This window comes from Amycolatopsis sp. M39, from assembly GCF_001651785.1.
In the GTDB taxonomy this organism is placed as follows: Bacteria; Actinomycetota; Actinomycetes; order Mycobacteriales; family Pseudonocardiaceae; genus Amycolatopsis; species Amycolatopsis rubida.
On record NZ_LWSF01000018.1, the window covers coordinates 62868 to 82956 of the forward strand.

Annotated in this window: 16 protein-coding genes; 4 read left to right on the forward strand and 12 right to left on the reverse strand. The window is 73.7% G+C overall.

Annotated features, from left to right (window positions below):
• The first annotated feature begins 99 nt into the window (after positions 1–99).
• Complete coding sequence (locus A4R44_RS30220) at positions 100–1401, forward strand: condensation domain-containing protein (protein ID WP_067588289.1); 1302 nt, start codon at positions 100–102, stop codon at positions 1399–1401.
• Positions 1402–1455: 54 nt separating this feature from the next.
• On the opposite strand, the gene A4R44_RS30225 is transcribed toward A4R44_RS30220, so the two are convergent.
• The gene (locus tag A4R44_RS30225) at positions 1456–2814 is read right to left on the reverse strand and encodes a cytochrome P450 (protein WP_067588290.1); all 1359 of its coding nucleotides are present in this window, start codon (positions 2812–2814) and stop codon (positions 1456–1458) included.
• A gap of 214 nt (positions 2815–3028) precedes the next feature.
• Here A4R44_RS30225 and A4R44_RS30230 point away from each other — a divergent pair, with 214 nt between their 5' ends.
• Both A4R44_RS30230 and A4R44_RS30235 read left to right on the forward strand, forming a co-directional pair.
• Positions 3029–4072 carry a methyltransferase gene (locus tag A4R44_RS30230; RefSeq protein WP_067588292.1) on the forward strand — a complete coding sequence of 348 codons (1044 nt, stop codon included), beginning with the start codon at positions 3029–3031 and terminating at the stop codon, positions 4070–4072.
• Between the two features lie 4 nt (positions 4073–4076).
• The gene (locus tag A4R44_RS30235; protein ID WP_067588297.1) at positions 4077–5513 is read left to right on the forward strand and encodes an amidase; all 1437 of its coding nucleotides are present in this window, start codon (positions 4077–4079) and stop codon (positions 5511–5513) included.
• Between the two features lie 84 nt (positions 5514–5597).
• On the opposite strand, the gene A4R44_RS30240 is transcribed toward A4R44_RS30235, so the two are convergent.
• Both A4R44_RS30240 and A4R44_RS30245 read right to left on the reverse strand, forming a co-directional pair.
• Entirely contained in the window at positions 5598–5936 is a 339-nt protein-coding gene (locus A4R44_RS30240) for an MmcQ/YjbR family DNA-binding protein (protein ID WP_157905037.1), read from the reverse strand.
• Between the two features lie 55 nt (positions 5937–5991).
• Positions 5992–6294 (reverse strand): hypothetical protein, encoded by a 303-nt coding sequence (locus A4R44_RS30245; RefSeq protein WP_067588303.1) that lies wholly within the window; start codon positions 6292–6294, stop codon positions 5992–5994.
• Between the two features lie 88 nt (positions 6295–6382).
• Here A4R44_RS30245 and A4R44_RS30250 point away from each other — a divergent pair, with 88 nt between their 5' ends.
• Positions 6383–8683: a CoA transferase gene (locus A4R44_RS30250; RefSeq protein ID WP_067588305.1), complete on the forward strand. Its 2301-nt coding sequence runs from the start codon at positions 6383–6385 to the stop codon at positions 8681–8683.
• 284 nt (positions 8684–8967) lie between these two features.
• Here A4R44_RS30250 and A4R44_RS30255 read toward each other — a convergent pair whose 3' ends face one another.
• The 9 genes from A4R44_RS30255 to A4R44_RS30295 form a co-directional block, all read right to left on the reverse strand.
• On the reverse strand, positions 8968–11397 hold the full coding sequence (locus A4R44_RS30255; RefSeq protein ID WP_067588307.1) for an alpha-L-rhamnosidase N-terminal domain-containing protein: 2430 nt from the start codon (positions 11395–11397) through the stop codon (positions 8968–8970).
• The gene (locus tag A4R44_RS30260) at positions 11394–12839 is read right to left on the reverse strand and encodes a class I adenylate-forming enzyme family protein (RefSeq protein ID WP_157905038.1); all 1446 of its coding nucleotides are present in this window, start codon (positions 12837–12839) and stop codon (positions 11394–11396) included. The genes A4R44_RS30255 and A4R44_RS30260 overlap by 4 nt, the downstream gene beginning before the upstream one ends.
• Positions 12836–14569 (reverse strand): carbamoyltransferase N-terminal domain-containing protein, encoded by a 1734-nt coding sequence (locus A4R44_RS30265; RefSeq protein ID WP_067588312.1) that lies wholly within the window; start codon positions 14567–14569, stop codon positions 12836–12838. The genes A4R44_RS30260 and A4R44_RS30265 overlap by 4 nt, the downstream gene beginning before the upstream one ends.
• Positions 14570–14600: 31 nt before the next feature.
• Positions 14601–14864, reverse strand: a complete 264-nt coding sequence (locus tag A4R44_RS30270; protein ID WP_067588314.1) for an acyl carrier protein — start codon at positions 14862–14864, stop codon at positions 14601–14603.
• A gap of 28 nt (positions 14865–14892) precedes the next feature.
• On the reverse strand, positions 14893–16071 hold the full coding sequence (locus A4R44_RS30275; RefSeq protein ID WP_067588317.1) for an acyl-CoA dehydrogenase family protein: 1179 nt from the start codon (positions 16069–16071) through the stop codon (positions 14893–14895).
• Between the two features lie 104 nt (positions 16072–16175).
• A complete protein-coding gene (locus A4R44_RS30280) occupies positions 16176–17054 on the reverse strand; it encodes an LLM class flavin-dependent oxidoreductase (RefSeq protein ID WP_067588319.1) in 879 nt (292 codons plus the stop codon).
• 7 nt (positions 17055–17061) lie between these two features.
• Entirely contained in the window at positions 17062–18231 is a 1170-nt protein-coding gene (locus tag A4R44_RS30285; RefSeq protein ID WP_067588322.1) for a steroid 3-ketoacyl-CoA thiolase, read from the reverse strand.
• Positions 18228–19451 (reverse strand): cytochrome P450, encoded by a 1224-nt coding sequence (locus A4R44_RS30290; protein ID WP_067588324.1) that lies wholly within the window; start codon positions 19449–19451, stop codon positions 18228–18230. Before A4R44_RS30290 ends, A4R44_RS30285 begins: the two co-directional genes overlap by 4 nt.
• On the reverse strand, positions 19448–20053 hold the full coding sequence (locus A4R44_RS30295; RefSeq protein ID WP_232791846.1) for a DsbA family protein: 606 nt from the start codon (positions 20051–20053) through the stop codon (positions 19448–19450). The genes A4R44_RS30290 and A4R44_RS30295 overlap by 4 nt, the downstream gene beginning before the upstream one ends.
• Positions 20054–20089 lie beyond the last annotated feature (36 nt).

Below are 20089 nucleotides of genomic sequence, written 5' to 3' on the forward strand. Positions count from 1 at the left end.
AGCTCATCAGTACCACCGCGCGGGCCGCCGATGAAGCGTTCAGGTTGGCGGGCAACGACTTCGCCGGAATCGCCGCACGCTCCGGCTAGACTCCGGGAAATGGGCACTGCGCATTTCCCGGCCTCGATCGGCCAGCGGCTGGTGTGGTTTCTCGAGCATTACCGTTCCGAGACTTCCTCGGTCAACTGCCCCGCCACCTTCCGGATTTCCGGAAGGCTTTCCGAAGACCTCCTGCGCGGGGCGCTCGCGGACCTGGTGCGCCGGCACGACGCCTTGCGCACCACGCTTTCCCGCGACGGCCGGAACCTCCTGCAGCACGTGCACGACGACCGCGGCGGCCGCGCCGCACTGTCGGTTGTGGACGTTTCCGGCGGCGAGGAGGAGATGCGCGCGCTGCTGCGCGCCGAACAGGCGGCCGGCCTCGACCCCGGGCGCGAGCCGGTGCGCACCAGCTGGTGGCGGCTGGGCCGCGAAGACCACGTGGTGTGCGTGAACATGCATCACCTCGTCTCCGACGCGTGGTCCTGCGGCATCGTGATCGCCGACCTGATCGCGCTGCTGGGCGGCCGCCGCCCGGATGCTCCGCCGTGGCAGTACTCCGACTTCACGACCTGGCAGGCCGGCCAGGAGAAATCCGGGAAACTGCGCGCACACCAGGATTTCTGGTGCGAACAGCTCGACGGCATGCGGCTGGCTCCGCTGCCGTGGCTGGCCCCGGAGGGCTCGCCCCGGCCCTCCCCCGGGCTGGAAACCCTTTCGCTGTCCGCCGAAACCGCCGGCGGGCTGCGCGAGTTTTCGCAGCGGAGGCGGCACACGCTGTTCTCGGTGCTGCTCGCGCTGTACTACCTGCTGCTCAACCACGAAACCGGGCAGGACGACCTCGCGGTGGCGTCGTTCTTCGCCAACCGGACCCGCCGCGAGGTGACCTCGACCGTCGGGTTCTTCGCGAACATGCTGGTGCTGCGCGCGAAAGTCGATCCGGACCGGCCGTTCGCCGACCTGCTCGGCACGACCCGCCGCACCGTGCTCGACGCCACCACCCACCAGGCGGTGCCCTGCCAGATGCTGCCGATGTCGCGGCTGCAGCGGACACCGGGACGGGTCAACGAGGTGGTCTTCCAGATGCTGCCGGACCGCAAGCCCGGTTCGTGGTCGCCGATCGATTCCGGCACCGGGCTGCGCATCGGCACGTTCCGCCCGGACCACGGCCTGAGCCGGTTCGGGCTCAACCTCACCGTGATCCCCCGCGAGGACCGGTTCGACGTCCGGCTCTCCTACGACCGCAACCAGCTCGACCGCGAGTGGGTGCGCGGGCTGCTGCGCTCGTATCGCGTGCTCGCCGAGGGGATGCTCGCCGCGCCGGACGCGCCGGCCGCGAAGCTGACCGCCGCGCTGCGCTGACCCGGCCGCGAAAAAGGGGACCTGCCCGCGCAGGTCCCCTTTTTCCTCGCGTGGTCACCGTTTTCCGGGAATCACCAAGCACCCTTCGGACGGCGTCAGCAGCACGTGCGAGCCGCGCTGCTGCTCGGGCGGCGCGCCGGCCCGCGTGCGCAGCCGGACCCGCTTGATCACCTCGGGGATCACCGCCTTCATCTCCAGCATCGCGAACTGCGCGCCAAGGCAGTGCCGCCGTCCGCCGCCGAAGGGCAGGAACGTCCCGCGCGGCAGGTCGGTGTCCAGGAACCGTTCCGGGCGGAACACCTCCGGGTCGTCGAACGACGCCTCGCGCCCGTGCAGCAGCGGCACCGACGGCGCCACCCACCAGCCGGCCGGGATGTGATAGCCGGCCAGCTCCAGATCGCCCGACAGCGCCCGCGGCATCACCGGGACGATCGGGCGGGTGCGCAGCGTTTCGTTGATCACCGCTTCCAGGTACTTGTCGTCCTTGTCGACCTCCTCGACGAGCCGGTCGTGCACCCGCGGATGGCGCACCAGCCGTTCGAACACCCACGCCATCGCGGTCGCGGTGGTCTCGTATCCCGCCTCCAGCAACGTCATCAGCCCGTCGCGCAGTTCGAGGTCGGTCATCTTCTCGCCGTCGTCGTCGGACGCGCGCAGCAGCTGCGACATCAGGTCGGTGCGCTCGGCGATGTCCGGGGCGGCCCGCCGCCGCTCGATCTCGTCGTAGAGGATCCGGTCGACGTCGGCCCTGGCCACCGCGAACCGCGCGGCCGCGCTGCCGGGGATCTTGCGCAGCATCGATTCCAGGCCGGTCCAGGCCGCGCGGGACAGCACGAACGCGACGGTCTCCATCCGCGCCGCGGCCGCGGTGAGCCGGGGCAGCATCTCGCGCAGCTGCGCGACCCGCTCCAGGTCGTGGATGCCGAACACCACGCGCAGGAGCACGTCCAGCGCGATCACCTGCATCCGGGGCCGCAGCACCAGTTCCTGTTCCAGGGTCCACCGCGCCACCTCCGCCGCGGCGATCTCGGCGATCTGCTCGCGGTAGCGCTGCAGGTAGCGCGCGTGGAAGGCGGACCCGAGCAGTTTCCGGTGACGCAGCCAGCTTTCGCCGTCCTCGACCAGGATCGAGTTGTCCCCGACCATGCGCTGCAGGAAATCCGCCCGGGTCTTGCCCGCCTCGCCGACGCTGCGGTCGGTCGCGAAGACTTGCCGGGCCAGCTCGGGGTTAGCCACGTAGACGATCGGCGGCATGCCGACGAGCGTCACCGTGAAGATGTCGCCGAACTGGCGGTGCAGGCCGTCGAGATAATCGATCGGGTCCCGGACGAAATTGCGGGTCTGGCCGAATTTCGACGCGGCCGGCCCGGGCGGGGCCGAGACACCGGCCGGGGACGTGTGCACTGAGGTCATGGAGTTTCCGCTTCCTCTGCAGGGGCGCGGCCGGACGCGAACCGCGGCAAACAACCGGTGCTGAAGGTAGAACACCCGCCCGTCCCCGGAAAACCGCGCGGTGTGCAACTGCTGATTGTCCCCAGTCGGGCAGCCGCGCCGATACGCTGGCCTCTCCTGGTCCGCGCTCTTTCGCTTGCCAGTTCCCGTTTTCCCGCGCCGAAACCGAGGTGTCATGTCGACCACCGAGCACAGCGCCGCCGGATCCGAGGAGGCCCCGGCGGTGAATTTCCCCGCGCTGACCGACGTGGTCACGCCGTTCGCTGTCCGCTGCGCGGCGACCCTGCGCCTCGCCGATCTGATCGGTGCCGGCTCCCGCGACGCCGCCGCGCTCGCCGAATCGGCCGGGGCCGATCCCGCCGCGCTCGCGCGACTGCTGGACCACCTTTGCGTGGCGGGCCTGTTCGCCGCCGACGGCGATTCCTACCGGGTCACCGCGGCGGGCGCCGTCCTGCGCGAGGACCACCCGGCCGGGCTGCGGGCCACCCTCGACCTGGAAACCTTCGTCGGGCGCAGCGATTCTTCCTGCGCCAACCTGCTGCACTCGGTGCGCACCGGGGAACCGGGGTACCAGAAGACCTTCGGCGCTCCGCTGTGGACGGACACGGTCGCGCACCCGGAACTGGTGACCGGCTTCGAGCATCTGCACGAGATGTTCGGCGCGTGGTCGGAGCCGACGGTGACCGGCGGGTTCGACTGGGCGTCGGCGAAACAGGTGGTGGACGTCGGATGCGGGCACGGCGCGGTGCTGCGGCGGCTGCTGCTGGCCTTCGGGCACTTGCGGGCGACGCTCGTCGACCTGCCGGAAATCGTGGCCAGGGCGGAACAATCGCTCGGCGAAGCGGGGCTGGGCGACCGGGTGAGCGGCGCGCCGGGCAGCTACTTCGACCCGTTGCCGGAAGGGGCGGACACCTACCTGCTCTCGCTGATCGTCCACCAGGAGCCGCACGAGCGCGCGGTCGCACTGCTGCGCCGATGCGCGGATGCGGCCGGATCGCACGGCACGGTGCTGGTCATGCAGGCTCCGGTGACGCCGGCGAACCGGTTCGCGATGACCGCGCTGGACCTGCGCATGCTGGTGACCGTCGGCGGGCGGGAGCGCACCGTCGACCAGTACCGCGACCTGTTCGCCGAAGCCGGGCTGCGGATCGCCGGCCAGTACGCGGGCGGCTCGGAATCGCCGGTCGACCCGGTGCTGTTCGCCTGCGTCGCGAACTGAGCCGGTGCGCACGACCGCGACCGGACTGGTCGCCGACCTGGCCGCCGGACGCGTCAGCAGCTCCGCCGCGCTGGAGTACTTCCTGAGCCGGGTCAAGGAGCACAATCCCGCGCTGAACGCCGTGGTGGCTCTCGACGTCGCCGGCGCCAGGGCACAGGCCGAGGCCGCCGACGCGGCCGCCGCGCGCGGGCTCCGGCTCGGCCCGCTGCACGGGCTCCCGATGACGGTGAAGGACACTTTCGAGACCGCCGGCCTGGTCACCACGGCCGGAGCCCCGGAACTGGCGGGACACCTGCCCGAGCGCGACGCGGACGCGGTGGCCCGGCTGCGGGCCGCCGGAGCTGTCGTGTTCGGCAAGACCAACACGCCGCTTTACGCCGGGGATTTCCAGTCCTGCAACGACGTCTACGGCGCCACCGGCAATCCGTGGGACCTCGCCCGGACGCCCGGCGGATCGTCCGGGGGTTCGGCCGCCGCGCTGGCCGCCGGGCTCACGCCCCTGGAGCTGGGCAGCGACGTCGCCGGGTCGATCCGCTCCCCCGCGCACTTCTGCGGGGTGTGCGGGCATCTCCCGACCCGGGGAGCCGTCCCGGCGCGCGGGCACATTCCCGGTGCGCCCGGCACCCTCGCGGTGCCGCCGCTGGGCTCGCCCGGCCCGATGGCGCGGTGCGTGGCCGATCTCGAACTCGCCTTGGACGTGCTCGTCGGCCCCGACCTGGCCGGAGTGCCCGGCGGGACGCTCCCCGCCGCCGCGGTGCGCACCGGCGAGCTGCGCCTGGCGGTGTGGGCCGAGCATCCGGCGTTGCGCACCGACCCGGAGATCCGGGCCGCGCTCGACGAACTCGCCGGGGAACTGGCCGGCCTCGGCGTCCGAGTGCTGCGCAAGCTGCGCCCGCCGCGCCCGCTGTACGAGATCCACCAGACCTACGCGCGGCTGCTGCTCGCGGTACTGGCCCCGAGCTTCCCGGAACCGGTTTTCCGGCGGCTGCGGCGGATCGCCCGGCGTGCCTCGCCCGACGACCGCCGTCCGGCGGTGGAACTGGGCCGGGCGGTCACGCTCAGCTACCGGGAATGGCAGGACCTGGACGAGCGGCGCGCCCGGATCACCGCCGGGTGGGCCGCGGTGTTCGCCGAGGCGGACGCGGTGCTCACGCCCGCCGCGCCGCTGACCGCCTTCGCCCACCAGACGGCGGGGACCCCGCTCACCCGGGAACTCGAGGTCAACGGCCGGAAGGCGCCGTATCTGGCCCAGATGGCCTGGGCGACCCCGGCCAGCCTGTCCGGCCTGCCCGCGACGACGGTCCCGCTCGGCCGCAGCGCCGCCGGGCTGCCGTTCGGGGTGCAGGTGATCGCGCCCCGGTGGCACGACCGCAAGGCGCTCGCGGTGGCCCGGGTCGTCGAGCGGCTGACCGGCGGGTTCGAGGCGCCGCCGGGCTACTGACCGGGAGCCGAGGGCGCCGGGCGGCCGCGGCGTCCGGTCCGCCGCGCCAGCCGAAGCCTGCCGGACCGATGCGGCCGGCCGGGGCTACTGGCCGGCCAGCTGTGCCGACAGCTTCTTCGGCGCCAGCAGCCGGTAGGCGTCGGCCAGCATCGTGCGCACCTCGGTCCAGTCGACCTTGCCCGCTTCCAGGTCGAGGGCCACCCAGCCGCGGGAGCCGAGGTAGGCGGGCGCGTAGAACCGCTCCCCCTCCCGCTCGATCAGCTCGGCCTGCGCGCCCGGCGCGGCTTTGCACGCGATCGCGATCTTGCCGTCGCCGTGGTGGTCGTCGAGGAAGTAGGCGAAGTTCTTCCCGCGCACCGAGTACGCGACATGCTGCTCGCCCTTGCTCTGCACTTCCGGGAGCGCCTCGGCGAGTTCTGTCACGCGTGCACGTTTTGCGGTCGCGGAGTCCGGTCGGCCCATGCCGCGAGCCTAACGGTCATCGGGGCAGGCGGCAGTCGTCGGCCGCCGCGACGATGGCGAACCGGGTGGCCAGCGACGCCGCCCGGAGACAGTGCTGGGCGGCGCGCAGGCATTCCGGACGCGCCGGGCCCGGCGCGCTCCGCGCGTCGGCGAGGTGCTGCGCGGCTTGGATCGCGGCCAGCAGCGCGTCGTCCGCGCCGGTGGTCCCGGCGCCGAGGGCGGCCGACTCGGCGAGCGCGGCCAGCTCGGCGCGCAGCCGCGCGGCCGCGGATCCGTTGTGGACAGTGGAGGTTTGCGCACTCGCCGGAACCCGATCCATACTCGTTGCTCACCCCGCGTAAGAGATCGACCAGAACTTCGACGGTCATCAGCATTCAGCTGCTTTCCCTTATCGCGCAAGGAAGACAATGGAACACGAAAGTCAGTTCGGGCCGCTTCGCGGGCTCCGGGTGCTCGAAACCGCGACCGGAGTGGCCGGCCCCTACGCGGGACGGCTGCTGGCCATGCTCGGGGCGACGGTCGCCAAGGTCGAACCCGCGGGCGGGGACCCCGCGCGGCGGCTTTCGGCCGACGGGCGGGCGCAGCGGGACCCGAGCCCGGTTTTCGTCCATCTCAACGCCGGGAAGCGGCTGCTCTCCCCGGACGCGGCCGCGGTCCCGGAACTGCTGGAATGGGCCGACGTCGTGCTCAGCGACCGGGTGCGCCGCGAGTTCGGGCCGTGGGAACTGCGCGCGGGCCTCGCCGATCCGCCGCTGCTGGTGTCGGTGACCGCGTGGGGCGTCGATGCCGGGAGCGCGGGAGAGCCGTCCGACGAGATGCTGGTGCAGGCGGCCTCCGGGCTGCTCGCCGCGACCTGTCACGAGGACGGCGGCCCAGACCGGTTCCCCGGCTGGCAAACGCAGTATCTGGCCGGAACCTACGCCGCGGCGGCCGCGCTGGCCGGACGGCCCGGCGGGCACGCCGAGACGACCTGGCGGGCCGCCGCGGCCTCGGCGGTGGAGTCGCAGGCCGCGGCCGCGCTGTACGCCGCGACTTCGGCCAACGCCGCCGATCCGGAGGAGGAACGGCGCCAGGCCGGCTTCCAGACCCGCACGTTCCCGTCCGGGGTGTTCCGCTGCGCCGACGGGTTCGTGGTGCCGGGCACGGTCCGCGGCGAGGACTGGAACCGCCAGTGCCTGCTCTACGACCGCGGCGACCTGCTGCGCGACGAACGCTTCGGGTGGGCGCGCCGGTGGGCCAACCGGGAGCTGCTGCGCGGCGAACTGGCCGGCTGGTACGCCGGGCGCACCCGGCGCGAGGTCTTCGACGCCGGTCTGGCCGCGGGCTGGTCGGTCGGCAAGGTGCTCGACGCCGCCGACGCCCTCGACGACCCGCACCTGGCCGCTCGCGAGTTCCTCGGCACGGTCCGCGGCGCCTCGGCGGGCCGCGCGATCGTGCGGCCGTGGCGGGATCCGGCCGCGCCGGCGCCGCGCTCGGTGCGGCTCTCCGAACCCGCCGAGGACAACGGATGGTTTCGCTCCGGCGCGACCCGCGGCCGGTCGCCCCGGCTGCCGGACCCGCGCCGGCTGCGGGTGCTCGAACTGACCTGGGCCTGGGCCGGGCCGCTCGCCGGCCGGCTGCTGGGCGCGCTGGGCGCGGACGTGGTGCGGGTCGAGTCCGGTCGGCATCCCGACGGCTGGCGCACCCGGTTCCGCTTCGCCGAAACCGGGGCCCCGCTGCCCGAGGGCGCCGACCCGCACGAGTACACCTGGGACGCCGCGGCCCAGTTCAACAGCGTGAACCGCAACAAGCGCGCCGTGTCGCTGGACCTGTCCGCGCCGGACGGGAACCGGGTCTTCCGCGATCTGGTGGACGCCGCGGACGTGCTGGTGGTGAACATGAACCACCGCGTGCTCGAGGACCGGGGCGTCGCCGCGCACGTGCGCGCGCGGGTGGCCGAGGGGCTGGTGCTGGTCACCATGCCCGCGCTCGGCAGCAGCGGCCCGCACCGGGCGATGCCGGGCTTCGGCATGCTGACCGAGGCGATGGGCGGGTTCGCCGCCCGTTACGGCCCGCCCTCCGCCGGCGCCGAGGTGAGCCCGACCTACTACCCGGACGCGGTGGCCGGCGCGCACGCGGCGGTCGCGGTGCTGTCCGGGCTGGCGGCGCGGACGGCGACCGGGCGGGGCCGCGAGATCGACCTGTCCCAGCAGGAAACGCTGTGGCTGCAGTTCGGCGAAGGCATCGTGCTGGCTTCCCGCGAAGGGCGTCCGCCGCGGCGGATCGGCAACAGCGAACCGGACGTCCCGGCCGGCGTGCTGGCGACCGCGGACGGGTACGTGGCCTACGTCGGCGGAGCCGCGGATCCGCGGTGGGCGGAAAAGCGCGACGGCGCGGCGGTGGTGGAGGCGTTGCGACGGAAGGGTTTCCGTGCGGAGCGGATGCGTACGGTGCGCGAGCTGTTCGAGAACGGCGAGTTGCACTGGGCCGAACGGGTCCGCCACCCGGTGACCGGGGAACGCGGATACCTCGGCATTCCGGTCGGCATGGACGGGAAGGGACTGGCGACGGTCCGTCCGGCGCCGTGCTACGACCAGCACACCGACGAGGTGCTGACGGAATGGCTCGGGACACCGGCGGAGGAACTGGCGGCGCTGCGCGCGGCCGAGGCGATCGGGACGGTGCCCCGGCAGCCCTACCGGGTACGGAAGACGCGCCGGGCCTCGTGAGCTCCGCCGACGGGGTTTCCCGCTCGTGGCTGGGAAACCCTCGGCCAGCGCGATCCGCGAGGCGGGGAAACCCCCGCGCACCCGGCACCCCAGCTCCACCGGCGACGACACCGCCGCCCGGACCGGTCCAGCTGCACGCGGCCGAGGCGATCGGGACGGCGTCCCGGCAGCCGCACCGGGCCTTGCGGACCTTCACCGGCGAGGTTTCCCGGCCACGACCAGGAACTCCTCGCCCGCCATCCTCCGCGAGGCGGGGAATCCCCTGCCACGGCGAGAAACCCCGCTCAGCCAGGCTGCTCCCGCGACCACGAGAACCGCCCCGCCGGGCGATCGCGCGCCCAGCCGTCCAGCTCCACCGTGAACGGCACCGGGCTCGACACCGCCACCTCGGACCGGTCCAGCCGGACCTCCACCAGCCCGAACGGCGTCGGAACCGCGCCCGCCACCCGGGTCAGCGCGCCCGGCCGCGGTGCGATCCTCGCTCGCGCGAAGCCGGGCTCGGCGGGGCTGACGCCCAGCACGTACAGCGGCAGATCCCGGCTCGGCGTGCTCGACCAGCCGTGACAGTACGACCCGCCGTGCCACACCTCGCGCCACGTGCGCGTGCCGTCGCCGGCCAGTTCCGACCAGTCCCGGCAGAGGTCGGCGATGTGGTCCGCTCCGCCGAGCAGGGCCACGGCGTCGTGCACCACGTAGCGGAAAAACGGCTGTGCGGCGACGACTTCCCGCTCCACGTCCCAATCCGGCGCGGGCGGGCCCAGCGCGGCCCGCAGCGGCATCAGGCCGAACGACCACGCGCGCCGCACCAAAGCTGTCCGGTCCAGCAGGAAAGCCAGTGCCCGGGCATGGCGCGACGGCGGGATCAGGCCGCCGGCCGCGGCGGCGGCGGTGGCGTGTTCGCTCATCGCCGGCGCGAGCCCGGCCGCGGTCAGCCAATCGCGGTAGCCGCCCCGCTCCTCGTCCCAGTACTGCTCGAAGGCGGCGGCCAGTTCGCCGTGCCGCCCGCGCGCCCAGCGGGCCCGGCCCGCGTCGCCGAGCCACTCGGCCATCTCCGCGAAGTCCCGCAGCGCCCGGCCCCACAGCCCGTTCAGCACGCTGCTCGCGCCCCGGCCCTGAACGCTCGCCCAGTCCAGCAGGACCCACCCGGTCACGTCCGTCAGCAGGCCGTCGCGCGAGAACGGCTCGAACCAGCGCACCACCCGTTCGGCGACCGGGAGCAGTTCGCCCACCAGCTCGGCGTCGCCGGTCCACCGGTACAGGTTGTGCACCGAACGCACCCAGTGCAGCGCCCAGTCCGGGATGTACGCCCCGTCGCGGTGCTCGTAGTCGCCCGCGACCGCCATCGGCAGCATTCCGTCCGGACGCGGCGACGCGGCCAGCCGGGGATGCCACCGGGCGAGCCGCCAGTCCGGATTGGACAGCAGGTCCACCGACTGGTGCACCACCGAATCCCCGGTCCACGCCCGCTGCTCGCGGGTGGGGCAGTCGATGTAGGCGTCCTGCGCGGTGAGGTCCACCGTGCGCAGCCCGGTCTCGTAGACGGCGTCGAGCACCGGGTCGCCGGATTCGAAGAACGGGCCCGGCGGACGCGGGCGAAGGCGCTCGAGCACGGAAAGCCCGCGGACGGTCACCTCGCCCTCGCCGCGCAGCACCAGCAGCACGAACCGGCCGCCGACCGGATCGGCCGAGCAGAACCGGTCGGACTTGCCGCGCGTGCGGTAGCGCGCCGCGTACCCGTGCTGGAACGGGCGCAGCCGCAGGTGCTCGTCGAGGTCCTCGGCGGGCCGGGCGTCGACCGTCACACCGGGCGGCGCGTCCAGTTCGAACACCAGGGTGCCGGCGACCACCTCGTCCCAGCCCGCGGTGAGCAGCACCGCGACGCCGGGTTCCAGCACGGTCGTGAAGGGCAGTCCGGCCGGGACCGGGCCGGGCGCGGCTCCGGCGTCCACGTTCGCGACGAGGTCAGCCGGTCCGTACTCGCCGCCGGGATCCGGGCCACGCCGCTCGCGCAGCCACCGGACCGGGCGTTCGACCGGCTCGCCGGGCGGCACCGGGTTCTCCAGCAGCGGGCCGTACGGGTCGGCGGGCGGCGTGGACCGGGCCGTGCCGCCGAGGTGCAGCGTGGTGAGCACGCGGGCGGGCGCCCAGCCGGTGTCGTCGAAGCCGGGTTCGAGCCAGGCCGGATCGCACAGCGCGCCGTCGAGCACTTCCGGCACCGCGTGCCCGACCCCGGACGGCTTCTGCGGCGTCCACGCCGGACTCGTCTGGTGCCGCCAGCTGCGGTCGGTGCCGAGCACCCCGGACGGCAGCTCGAGTTCGGCGAGCAGCACTCCCGCGCCGTGGCTGAAGGTGGGCGTGACCGGTCGCCACCACGCGTTCGCTTCGCCGTAGAAGCGCACCAGAACGCAGATCGCGTTGTCCCCCGGCACCAGCCACCGGGCGACGTCGACGACGTCGTAGAGCAGCCGTCCGGCCGCGCCGCGACCCGGACCGCGCGCCGCCTCGTGCCCGTTGACCCACACCGTGTACCGGGAGTCCGCGGTGATCCGCAGCGAGGCGGCGGCGGGCACCAGGGCGAGCGGGAAGACGCGCCGGAACCGCACCCGCCGATCGTGCGCCGCGGCGGGCACCAGCGGCACGTCGGAGAACTCCCCGGTTTTGGCGATCCGGCCGTCGGCGCACCAGATCCACTGGCCGGTCCAGCCGCGGCTCACCCGGCCACCGGCTCCCGCGCCGCGCGTTCCCGCAGCACCCGTCTCGCCAGCTTCCCGGTTCCGGTCACCGGCAGCTCGTCCACGAGGAACAACCGGCGCGGTCGGCGGTCGTCGGCGATCCGGCCGCGCAGCCAGTCGCGCACCTCGGCCAGTTCCAGCCGCCGTCCGCTGCGCACCGCGGCCGCGACCACCTCGCCCCAGCGCGGATCGGGCAGGCCGAACACCGCGCACGCCTCGACGTCGGGGTGCCCGGCCAGTACTTCCTCCACATCGGAGGGAAAGACGTTCACGCCGCCGGTGATGATCAAGTCGTCGTCCCGGCCGGCGAGGTGCACGTAGCCCTCTTCGTCGACGAAGCCGACATCGCCGACGCTGCCCCAGTCGCCGTCGCGCCCGGCAGGCGTCTGGCCGGGACCGGAAACGTAACCGTCGAACGCCAGCGGAGTGAGCGCGCGAAGCGTCCCGGCCTCGCCCGCGGGCAGCCGCCGGGCGCCGCGGAAAGCGGCGATCCGCACCCCGTCGAAGGGCCGTCCGCACGACCCGGGGCGGGCCAGGAACTCCTCCGCGGGCAACGCGCACATCGGCCCGAGTTCGGTGCAGCCGTAGCACTCGACGAATCCCTCGCCGAAGACGTCCAGGGCGGCGCGCTTGAGCCGGTCGGGGAACGGCTCGCCGGACACCACGACGTGGCTCAGCGGCGGGCGCGGGCCGGGCCGGGCGCGGGCGAAGGAGACCAGCCGGGCCAGCTGGGTCGGGGTGAGGAACCCGCTGTCGCATCGGTGTTCGACCGCGGAGTCCAGCCAGGACCGTTCGTCGAAGCGGGGCAGCAGGACGACGGTGCCGCCGAGCGACAGCGTCATCAGCGCGCAGGTCCACGGGCCCGAGTGGTACAGCGGCCCGCCGACGAGGAACCGCGAGGACGGTCCGAGCCGGAACCCGCGGGCGATCGCGTCCGACAGCCGCCGATCGCCGCGGGTGCGCAGCGCCGCCTTCGGACTGCCGGTGGTCCCGGAGGTGAACAGCAGCGAAGCTCCCGCGCCCAGCCGTCCGCCGTCCGCGGCCGCGCGGGGAATCCCCGGGTCGCCCGCCGGCTCGGGCGGATCGTCCGCGTCGAGCACGTTTTCCTTGCCGTGCAACAGCTCCAGCAGCTCCCGGGCGGCGCCGCTGGCCACCACCACCGCGGGCTGGGCGACCGCGAGCCGCCCGGCGAGTTCGCCCGGGGTGGAGCGGCCGCCGAGGGCGACCGCCTGCGCGACGATCCGCCGCGCCGCGAGCGCGACCGTCAGCACCTCGGGCCGGTTGGGCAGCAGCCAGGCCACCCGGCCCGCCGGGCCGGCGCCGCGCGACCGCAGCAGCGCCGCCCAGCGGGTCACTTCCCGTTCGAGCTCGTCGCGGCTGAGCTGCCCGCTTTCGGAGACGATCGCCGCCGCCGGCCCGCTCATCCGGCCGCTCCGCGCGGCGTGCGGGACCACGACTCCGGGACCGCGTCAGTCGAGTACAGGGTGCCCGCCGACCACACGTGCCGCGTGCCGTGCCACTGCATCGCCGAGGCCGCGTCGGGGAAGAAGCCCCGGCCCGGGTGGTTGGCGCTGGTGTTGCACAGCACCGGGATCCCCGTCCGCGCCTCGTAAGCGGTCAGCAGCCGTTCCAGCAACGGGTTGTCCGCGCCGACCGTTTCCAGCCGCGCGCTGCCGTCGAGGTGCGCCACCGCCGGGATCTTGCCCTGCCATTCCGGGCGGACGAAGTGGTCGAACAGCATGTACGGATCCCGGGTGCCCGGAGAAAACACTTCCGGCGCCCGGTTTTCCAGGCAGACCGGGGCCACCGGGCGGTACCACTCGCGGCCCTTGATCGCGTTCAGCCGGTCCCGCATCGCCTCGTCCCCCGCCGGCGCGATGATGCTGCGGTGCCCCAGCGCGCGGGGACCGAGCTCCGCCGGTCCGTCGACGATCACCACCGGTTCGCCGGCTTCGGCCAGCAGCGCCGCGAGGTCCTCGACCGACGCCGGTTTCGCGGTCCAGCCCGGTTCGGCCGCGGCGGTTTCGCGCACCGGCGGCCCGGCGAACACCGACCAGTCCAGCCAGGACGTCCCGGTGCGGCGCACCATTTCCGTGCACGCCGCGCCGATGGCCGATCCCGCGTCGTTCGGGAACGGCGGCACCCACACCTCCGGCGCCAGCCGGCTCGCGCGCAGCCCGGAGTTCCACTTGATGTTGAGCGCGCAGCCGCCGGACAGGCACAACGGCAGCCCGGCCAGCTCCGGCCGGGCGCGCAGCACCTCGCCGAGACCGTCCCGCAGCCGGCGGAACAGATGCTCCTGGAAGGAGTTCAGGATCGACGCGTCGGAAAGCCCCAGCTTCGCCACGCCGCTGAGCACCCGCCTGCTCCACAGGTACGCGCGGATCGCGCCGTCGATCTCGCCCACCTGAGCGTCGACCTCCGCCATCACCGCGATGGCTTCCTCCGAAGCCGGGCCGAGCGCGGCGTACGCCATCGCCTTGCCCGAGACCGGGAGCAGCGCCTCAAGCCCCGGACCCGCGTCGGCGGCCCGGCGGGCGTCGTGGTCCACCCGGAACGGGCCGAAGTGCGACGCGAAAATCGGGTACAGCGCGCCGGAAACCCCGCACACCGGGCCGAAGCATTCGAGCCGCGGTCCGGCCGGGTCGAACCGGTACAGCACCGGCGGCACCCCGCCGTCCCACACCAGCATCAGAGCGGGCTCGCGCTCCCGCGCGAACGGGCTGGTGCAGTAGGCGGACATGACGTGGTCGGTGGTGTGGGTGAAGCTGCGGAAGGCCACCGGCTCGCCGCCGACGAGCGGGCTCTGCCCGGTCACCCCGGTCAGCATCGCCGCGCCCGCGCCCGGTTCGTCGTGGTACAGCGCGACTTCGACCGGCTGGACCGCGCCCTGCGCGTCGCGGATCTCCACCCAGCTCTCGCCCTCGCGGCCGCGCGCCCAGCCGTCGACCGCGAACACCGGCGCGCGCACGTCCTCGATCCCGTGCGCGCGCAACTGCCGCGCGATCTCCGCGGGCTCCGCGAACGGGCTGTGCCGCGGGTTGTTGCCCAGCTTCTCGGCCTCGACCGAAACCAGCAGCCGGTTGCCCTCGATCACGGCGAACCCGCCGTCGTGGGTGAGCTTCAGCCCGCAGATGACCTCGTGCTCTGGCATGTTGTCCTCCGCCCTTCGCCGGCCGCGCCGTTCAGCCCGCGGCTTGGTGCTCGCGGATGATCGCCGCGCATTCGGTCACCGTCGGGTTCTCGAACAGCAGGAACAGGTCGATCACCTCGCCGTAGGTCTCGTTCAGCCGGTTGCAGATGTCCATCAGCTGGATCGAGTCGAGCCCGAGGTCGAAGAAGCTCTGGTCGGGCGCGACCTCGACCTCCGCCACCTCGCTGACGACCTTCGCCACCACCGGGGCGGGATCTCCCGCGCCGGCCACCTGCTCGCTCGGTCGAGTGGTCATGGTGTCTCTTCCCTCCTGCGGAATCCGCTCACATCATCCAGGGGTCCGGCACCGGGAGGCCGAACAGCGACCGGCCCACCCGGGTCTCGTGGTATTCGGAGAAATAGCCGTGATGGCTGCCCGCGTTGATGTCGCGCCAGCAGCGCTGGATCGGCGAACGGTCGAACAGCGCGCCGCCTCCGGCCAGCTGGAACACGGTGTTCACGACGTCCACGCCGGTGCGGATCGCCTGGCCGGTCGCCAGCCGCACCGAGGCCCGGTCCGCCATTGTCGTCTCGTCGCCGGCGAGCGTGCGCTCCCACGCCGTGCCCAGCACGTCGCGCGCGTACGCCTCGGCCGAGCGCAGTCCCGCCTCGGCCCTGGCGTAGGCGATCTGCACCGACTGCTCCTCGGCCAGCGGACGGCTGCCGCGCGATTTGTTCGGGGCCAGCTCGCGGAACTCGTCGAGCGCGCGCCGGGCGATGCCCAGCGGGAACCCGGCGAACAGCACCCCCATCAGCGCGAAGAACGACCAGTTGAAGATCGCGCCCTCGTGCCGGGCGCGCTCGAAGATCGGGTTGGCGGTGTACTCCGGCGCCACCACGAGGTCGCTGACCGACACGTCGTTGCTCCCGGTGCCCTTCAGCCCGGCCACGTGCCAGGTGTCCAGAACGTCCACATCGGACGCGGGCACGAACACCAGCCGCCAGTCCGGCCGCCCCGGCGCCACGATCGCCGGTTTCCCGCCGTCCTGCACCATGACCCCGTTGGCGAACCACGAGGCGTTGCGGGCCCCGGTGTTGAACGGCCAGCGCCCGTTGACCAGGAGGCCGCCGTCCGGGCGCGGCTCGGCCTTGCCCAGCGGAGCGAACACCGTGGCCACCGCGCGCGGCCGCGCGGCGAGAATGCTCCGCGCGACCTCGGGTTCCAGCCAGGCGACGAAAAACGTGGCGTTGAGGCTCAGCGCGGCGAAGCCGGCGGAGCCGTCCGCGCGGGAGATCTCCCGGATCGTCTCCAGCACGGTCACCGGGTCCATCTCCAGCCCGCCGAGACTCTCCGGGAGCAGCAGGTCGAGCAGGCCGGCGTCGGAGATCGCGGAGAGCAGATCCGGCGGGACGCGCCCGCCCCGCTCCCCCTCCAGCGCCCGATCGCTGATCTGCGGCGCCAATGCGGCTGCTGCGGCCAGGACCTCGGTCCTCGACCGGGCGCGCTCGACGGTCACGGTCATGCCGGTCCCTCCAGTCAGAAGAAAGTGGTTGGCGTGCTGCGGAATTCGCCTCGCCGGACCCCGGACAGGAGTCTGGCCGCCCGGCGCGGCGAGGGCAAGGGCGGTCACGGCGGAGCCACCGCGGCGGCCAGTTCGCCGAGCAGTCCGACGGTTTCCGGCCCGGCGGTCTCCCCCGTATCCACAATGGACAGATGGACGCCGAGCGCGGCCAGTTCACCGTAGCGCCGCGCCGCCTCGGCCACCGTGCTCGTGCCCGGTTCCCCGGTCGCGGACAGCCGCGCCGTGCCATAGGTGGTCACGGTGATCTCCTCGAACGGCCTGCCCAGTTCGGCGCAGCAGTCGCGCAGCATCCGCAGCTTCAGCCCGACCACCGCGGGGTTCCCGTCCTCGTGCAGGCCGCACGCGTCTCCGTACCGGGCCACCAGCCGCAGCACGCGGCGCTCGTGCGCGCCGCCGACGAGCACGGGCGGCGGGCGCACGAACGACGGCGCGAACCAGGGCTCCGGCAGCCGGTAGTGCTTGCCCTCGAACGGCTCCGTCGACCCGGACAGCACCTGCCGGGTCAGCGCCAGGGTGTCCTCCAGCCGTTCGAACCGCTCGCTCCACGGGCCGAGCGGCAGGCCGAACGCGCGGTGTTCCTCCTCGTGCCACGGCGGGCCCAGCCCCAGCCACACCCGGCCGCCGGACAGCGCGTCGAGCGAGGTGAGCATCTTGAGCAGCAGCGCCGGATGCCGGTGGGTGACCGCGGTGGTCATGGTGCCCAGCCCGATCCGTTCGGTGGCCGCGGCGAGGAAGCTCAGCGCGGTGTAGGCCTCGAGGAACGGCTCGCCGGGATCGCCGAACATCGGGATCTGCCGGAAGTGGTCGTTGACCCAGATGCTCGACAGCCCAGCCTGTTCGGCGTCGCGGCCGACGCGGGCGAGCGCGGGCCCGGCCGCGCCCGGCGGCCAGCCGAAGCGCTGCAGCAGAAGTCCGATCCGCATCGCCGGGTCACCGCCTCCGCAGCAGGGTCGCGGTGCCCATCGACCCGCCGCAGCACATGGTCACCAGCGCGTACTCGCCGTCGCGGCGCTCGAGCTCGCCGAGCGCGCAGGCGAGCAGCCGGGATCCGGTGGCCCCCATCGGATGCCCGAGCGCGATCGCACCGCCGTTGACGTTCACCCGGCCCGGATCGGCCCCGGTGCGCTCCAGCCACGACAACACCACCGCCGCGAAGGCCTCGTTCACTTCGACGACGTCCACATCGGACAGTTTCAGCCCGGTGCGGCGCAGGAGCCGTTCGGTCGCCGTCACCGGGCCGTCCAGCAGGNCCAGCAGGAAATACGGATCGGCTCCGGCCACGACCTGCCCGGCGATCTCCGCCCGCGGCGCCAGCCCGTGCCGGTCCGCCGCGGCGGGCGACATCCACAGCACCGCGGCCGCCCCGTCGGAGACCTGCGACGTGGTGCCCGCGGTGTGCCTGCCCCCGCGCACCGTCGGACGCAGCGCGGCCAGGCTCTCCCGCGTCGTCTCGCGCAGCCCTTCGTCCCGGTCCATCCTCGCGGCGCCGCCGGGACCCGTGACGGCCACCGGCACGATCTCGCGGTCGAACCGTCCCTCCGCCCAGGCTTTCGCCGCCCGCTGCTGGGAAAGCGCGCCGTAGGCGTCGAGATCCTCGCGCGAGAGCCCCTGCCGCCGCGCGATCCGCTCGGCGCCGCCGAACTGGAGCCCGGGCGGGTCGTCCCACGGGTAGTCGGGGGTCTGGTAGTCGGCACGGCCGCCGGGGATGTTCGCCCCGGCGGGCACCCGGCTCATCGACTCGACCCCGCAGGCGATCCCGATCTCGATCGCCCCGCTGGAGACCAGCGCCGACACCAGGTGGCTGGCCTGCTGCGACGAACCGCAGCTGACGTCCACTGTGGAGCAAGCGACGCCGTAGTCGAGCCCGGTGGACAGCCACGCGTTGCGGGTCACGTTGAGCCCTTGCTCGCCGACCTGGGTGACGCAGCCGCCGATGATCTGCTCGACCGCGCCCGGCGGCAGGCCGTTGCGGTCGAGCACGGCCAGCAGAGCCTGGCGCAGCAGTTCCGCGGGCCGCAGCCCGCTCAGCGCGCCGCCCCGCCGGCCGATCGGCGTCCGCACGGCGTCGACCAGCACCGCGCCGGTTCGTTCTCCGGTCATCTCGGCTCCGCTCGCACCGGCTGTTCCAGAAATCCCCGCAGCACCACGCTGCGCGTGCGCTTCCCCCGCCCGGCCGGCTCGATCCACCGGGTCGCGCCGAGCACCGCCCGCAGCGCCTCCGCGATCTCCAGCCGCGCGAGGCGCGCGCCGAGGCAGAAGTGCGGCCCGGCGCCGAAGCCGACGTGATCGGTCGCGCCCCGGCCGGGCAGGAACCGGTCCGGCTCGGGGAACTTCGCGCCGTCGCGGTTGGCCGCGCCGAATACGACGAGGATGCGCTGCCCGGCCGGGATCCGGACGCCGGACAGCTCCGTTTCGACAGTGGTGCCGCGCCACAGCGCCTGCACCGAGGTGTCGTAGCGGATCGCTTCGTCCACCGCGGTGTCGATGAGTTCCGGGCACTCGCGCAGCCGCTGCTGGACCTCCGGTTCCCGGAGCAGCACCGCCATCGCGTTGGTGAGCAGGTTGGTCGTCGTCTCGATCCCGGCGACCAGCAGGAACGCGCAGAACGCCAGCACCTCCTGCGAGCTGACGCCGCTGCGGCCGGCGCGGGCGATCGAGTCGAACAGCGTGCGCCCGTCGCCGCGGCGGCGGCGCAGCTGGTGGCTGAAGTAGCGGAACATGCCCATGCCCCGGCCGAGGTGCTCCTCGGTGCGGCCGACCTGGTCCAGGTCGCCGGTGATGACCCGCGACCAGTGCCGGAACTCCTCGTGCATCTCCTCCGGCACGCCGAGCAGTTCGGCGAGCACCAGCACCGGCAGCGGTTCGGCGACCAGGCCGAAGAAATCGCCGGTGCCCGCCCGCACGAGCGCCTCCGCCCGCTGCCGCGCGAACTCCCGCACCTTGGCCGCCAGCGACCGCACCGACGCGGGGGTGAACGCGGCCGCGACGGCGTGCCGGAACACCTGGTGCTCGGGCGGGTCGGTGGCGATCAGCACGCGCACCTTCGGCGCGCCGATCCGGTAGCCGACGCCGGTCGAGGCGCCGCCGCGCGCGGCGAACTCCGGGCTCATCCCGATCTTGGACGAGAAGGAGACCGGATCGCGCACGACCCGCAGCACGTCCGCGTACCGCGTCACCGCCCACACGTCGTAGTCCGGCAGGTGCAGCACCGGCGCCTCCTCGCGCAGCCGGGCGAACACCGGGTACGGGTCTTCGATCAGCGCCGGGTCGAACGGGTCGAAGACCGCCGGGGCTCCGGACACCTGGCCGGGAGTGCTCATCCGCAGCCTCCCGCGGTGTCGGTGTCGTAGGCGCCGACCGGCACCGCCGGCTCCGGCGGCGCGGGCGGTCCGGGCACGGCCAGCTCGGCGAGGAACCCGTCGAGCCGGTCGAGGCCCCAGAACCGGTGCCTGCCCACCCGGAAGTACGGGATGCCGAAGATGTCGTCCTCGAACGCCCGCTCCAGGCAGTCGACGCTCTCGCGGCGGATGTCCGCCGACTCCGGCGCGGACAGCAGCGGTTCCGGATCGAGCCCGGCCGCCGCGGCCGCCTCCCGCAGCACCGGGCGCTCGCACACGTCGCGCCCGTGCTCCCAGCGCGCCTCGACGACCGCCTCGTAGAACCGGCGCGCCACGCCGAGCCGCCGGGCCCGCAGCCACGCGAGATGCGGCAGCTCCCACCACGGGTCGTCGTCCACCGGCCAGGTCATCGACAGCCCGAGCCGCGCGGCCTGCCGGCGAGTGTCCTGCAGGATGTAGAGGTGTTTCGCCTTGCTCATCGGGGTATAGGGGATCTCCGCGCCCCGGTCCGCGAGGGCCGCGGCGGTCTGCTCGTCGGGGTCCCAGAACGGGACGAACTCCAGCACCTCGTCCGCGTCCGGCATCCTGCGGTACAGCTCGCTCANAGCGCCATCCAGCTG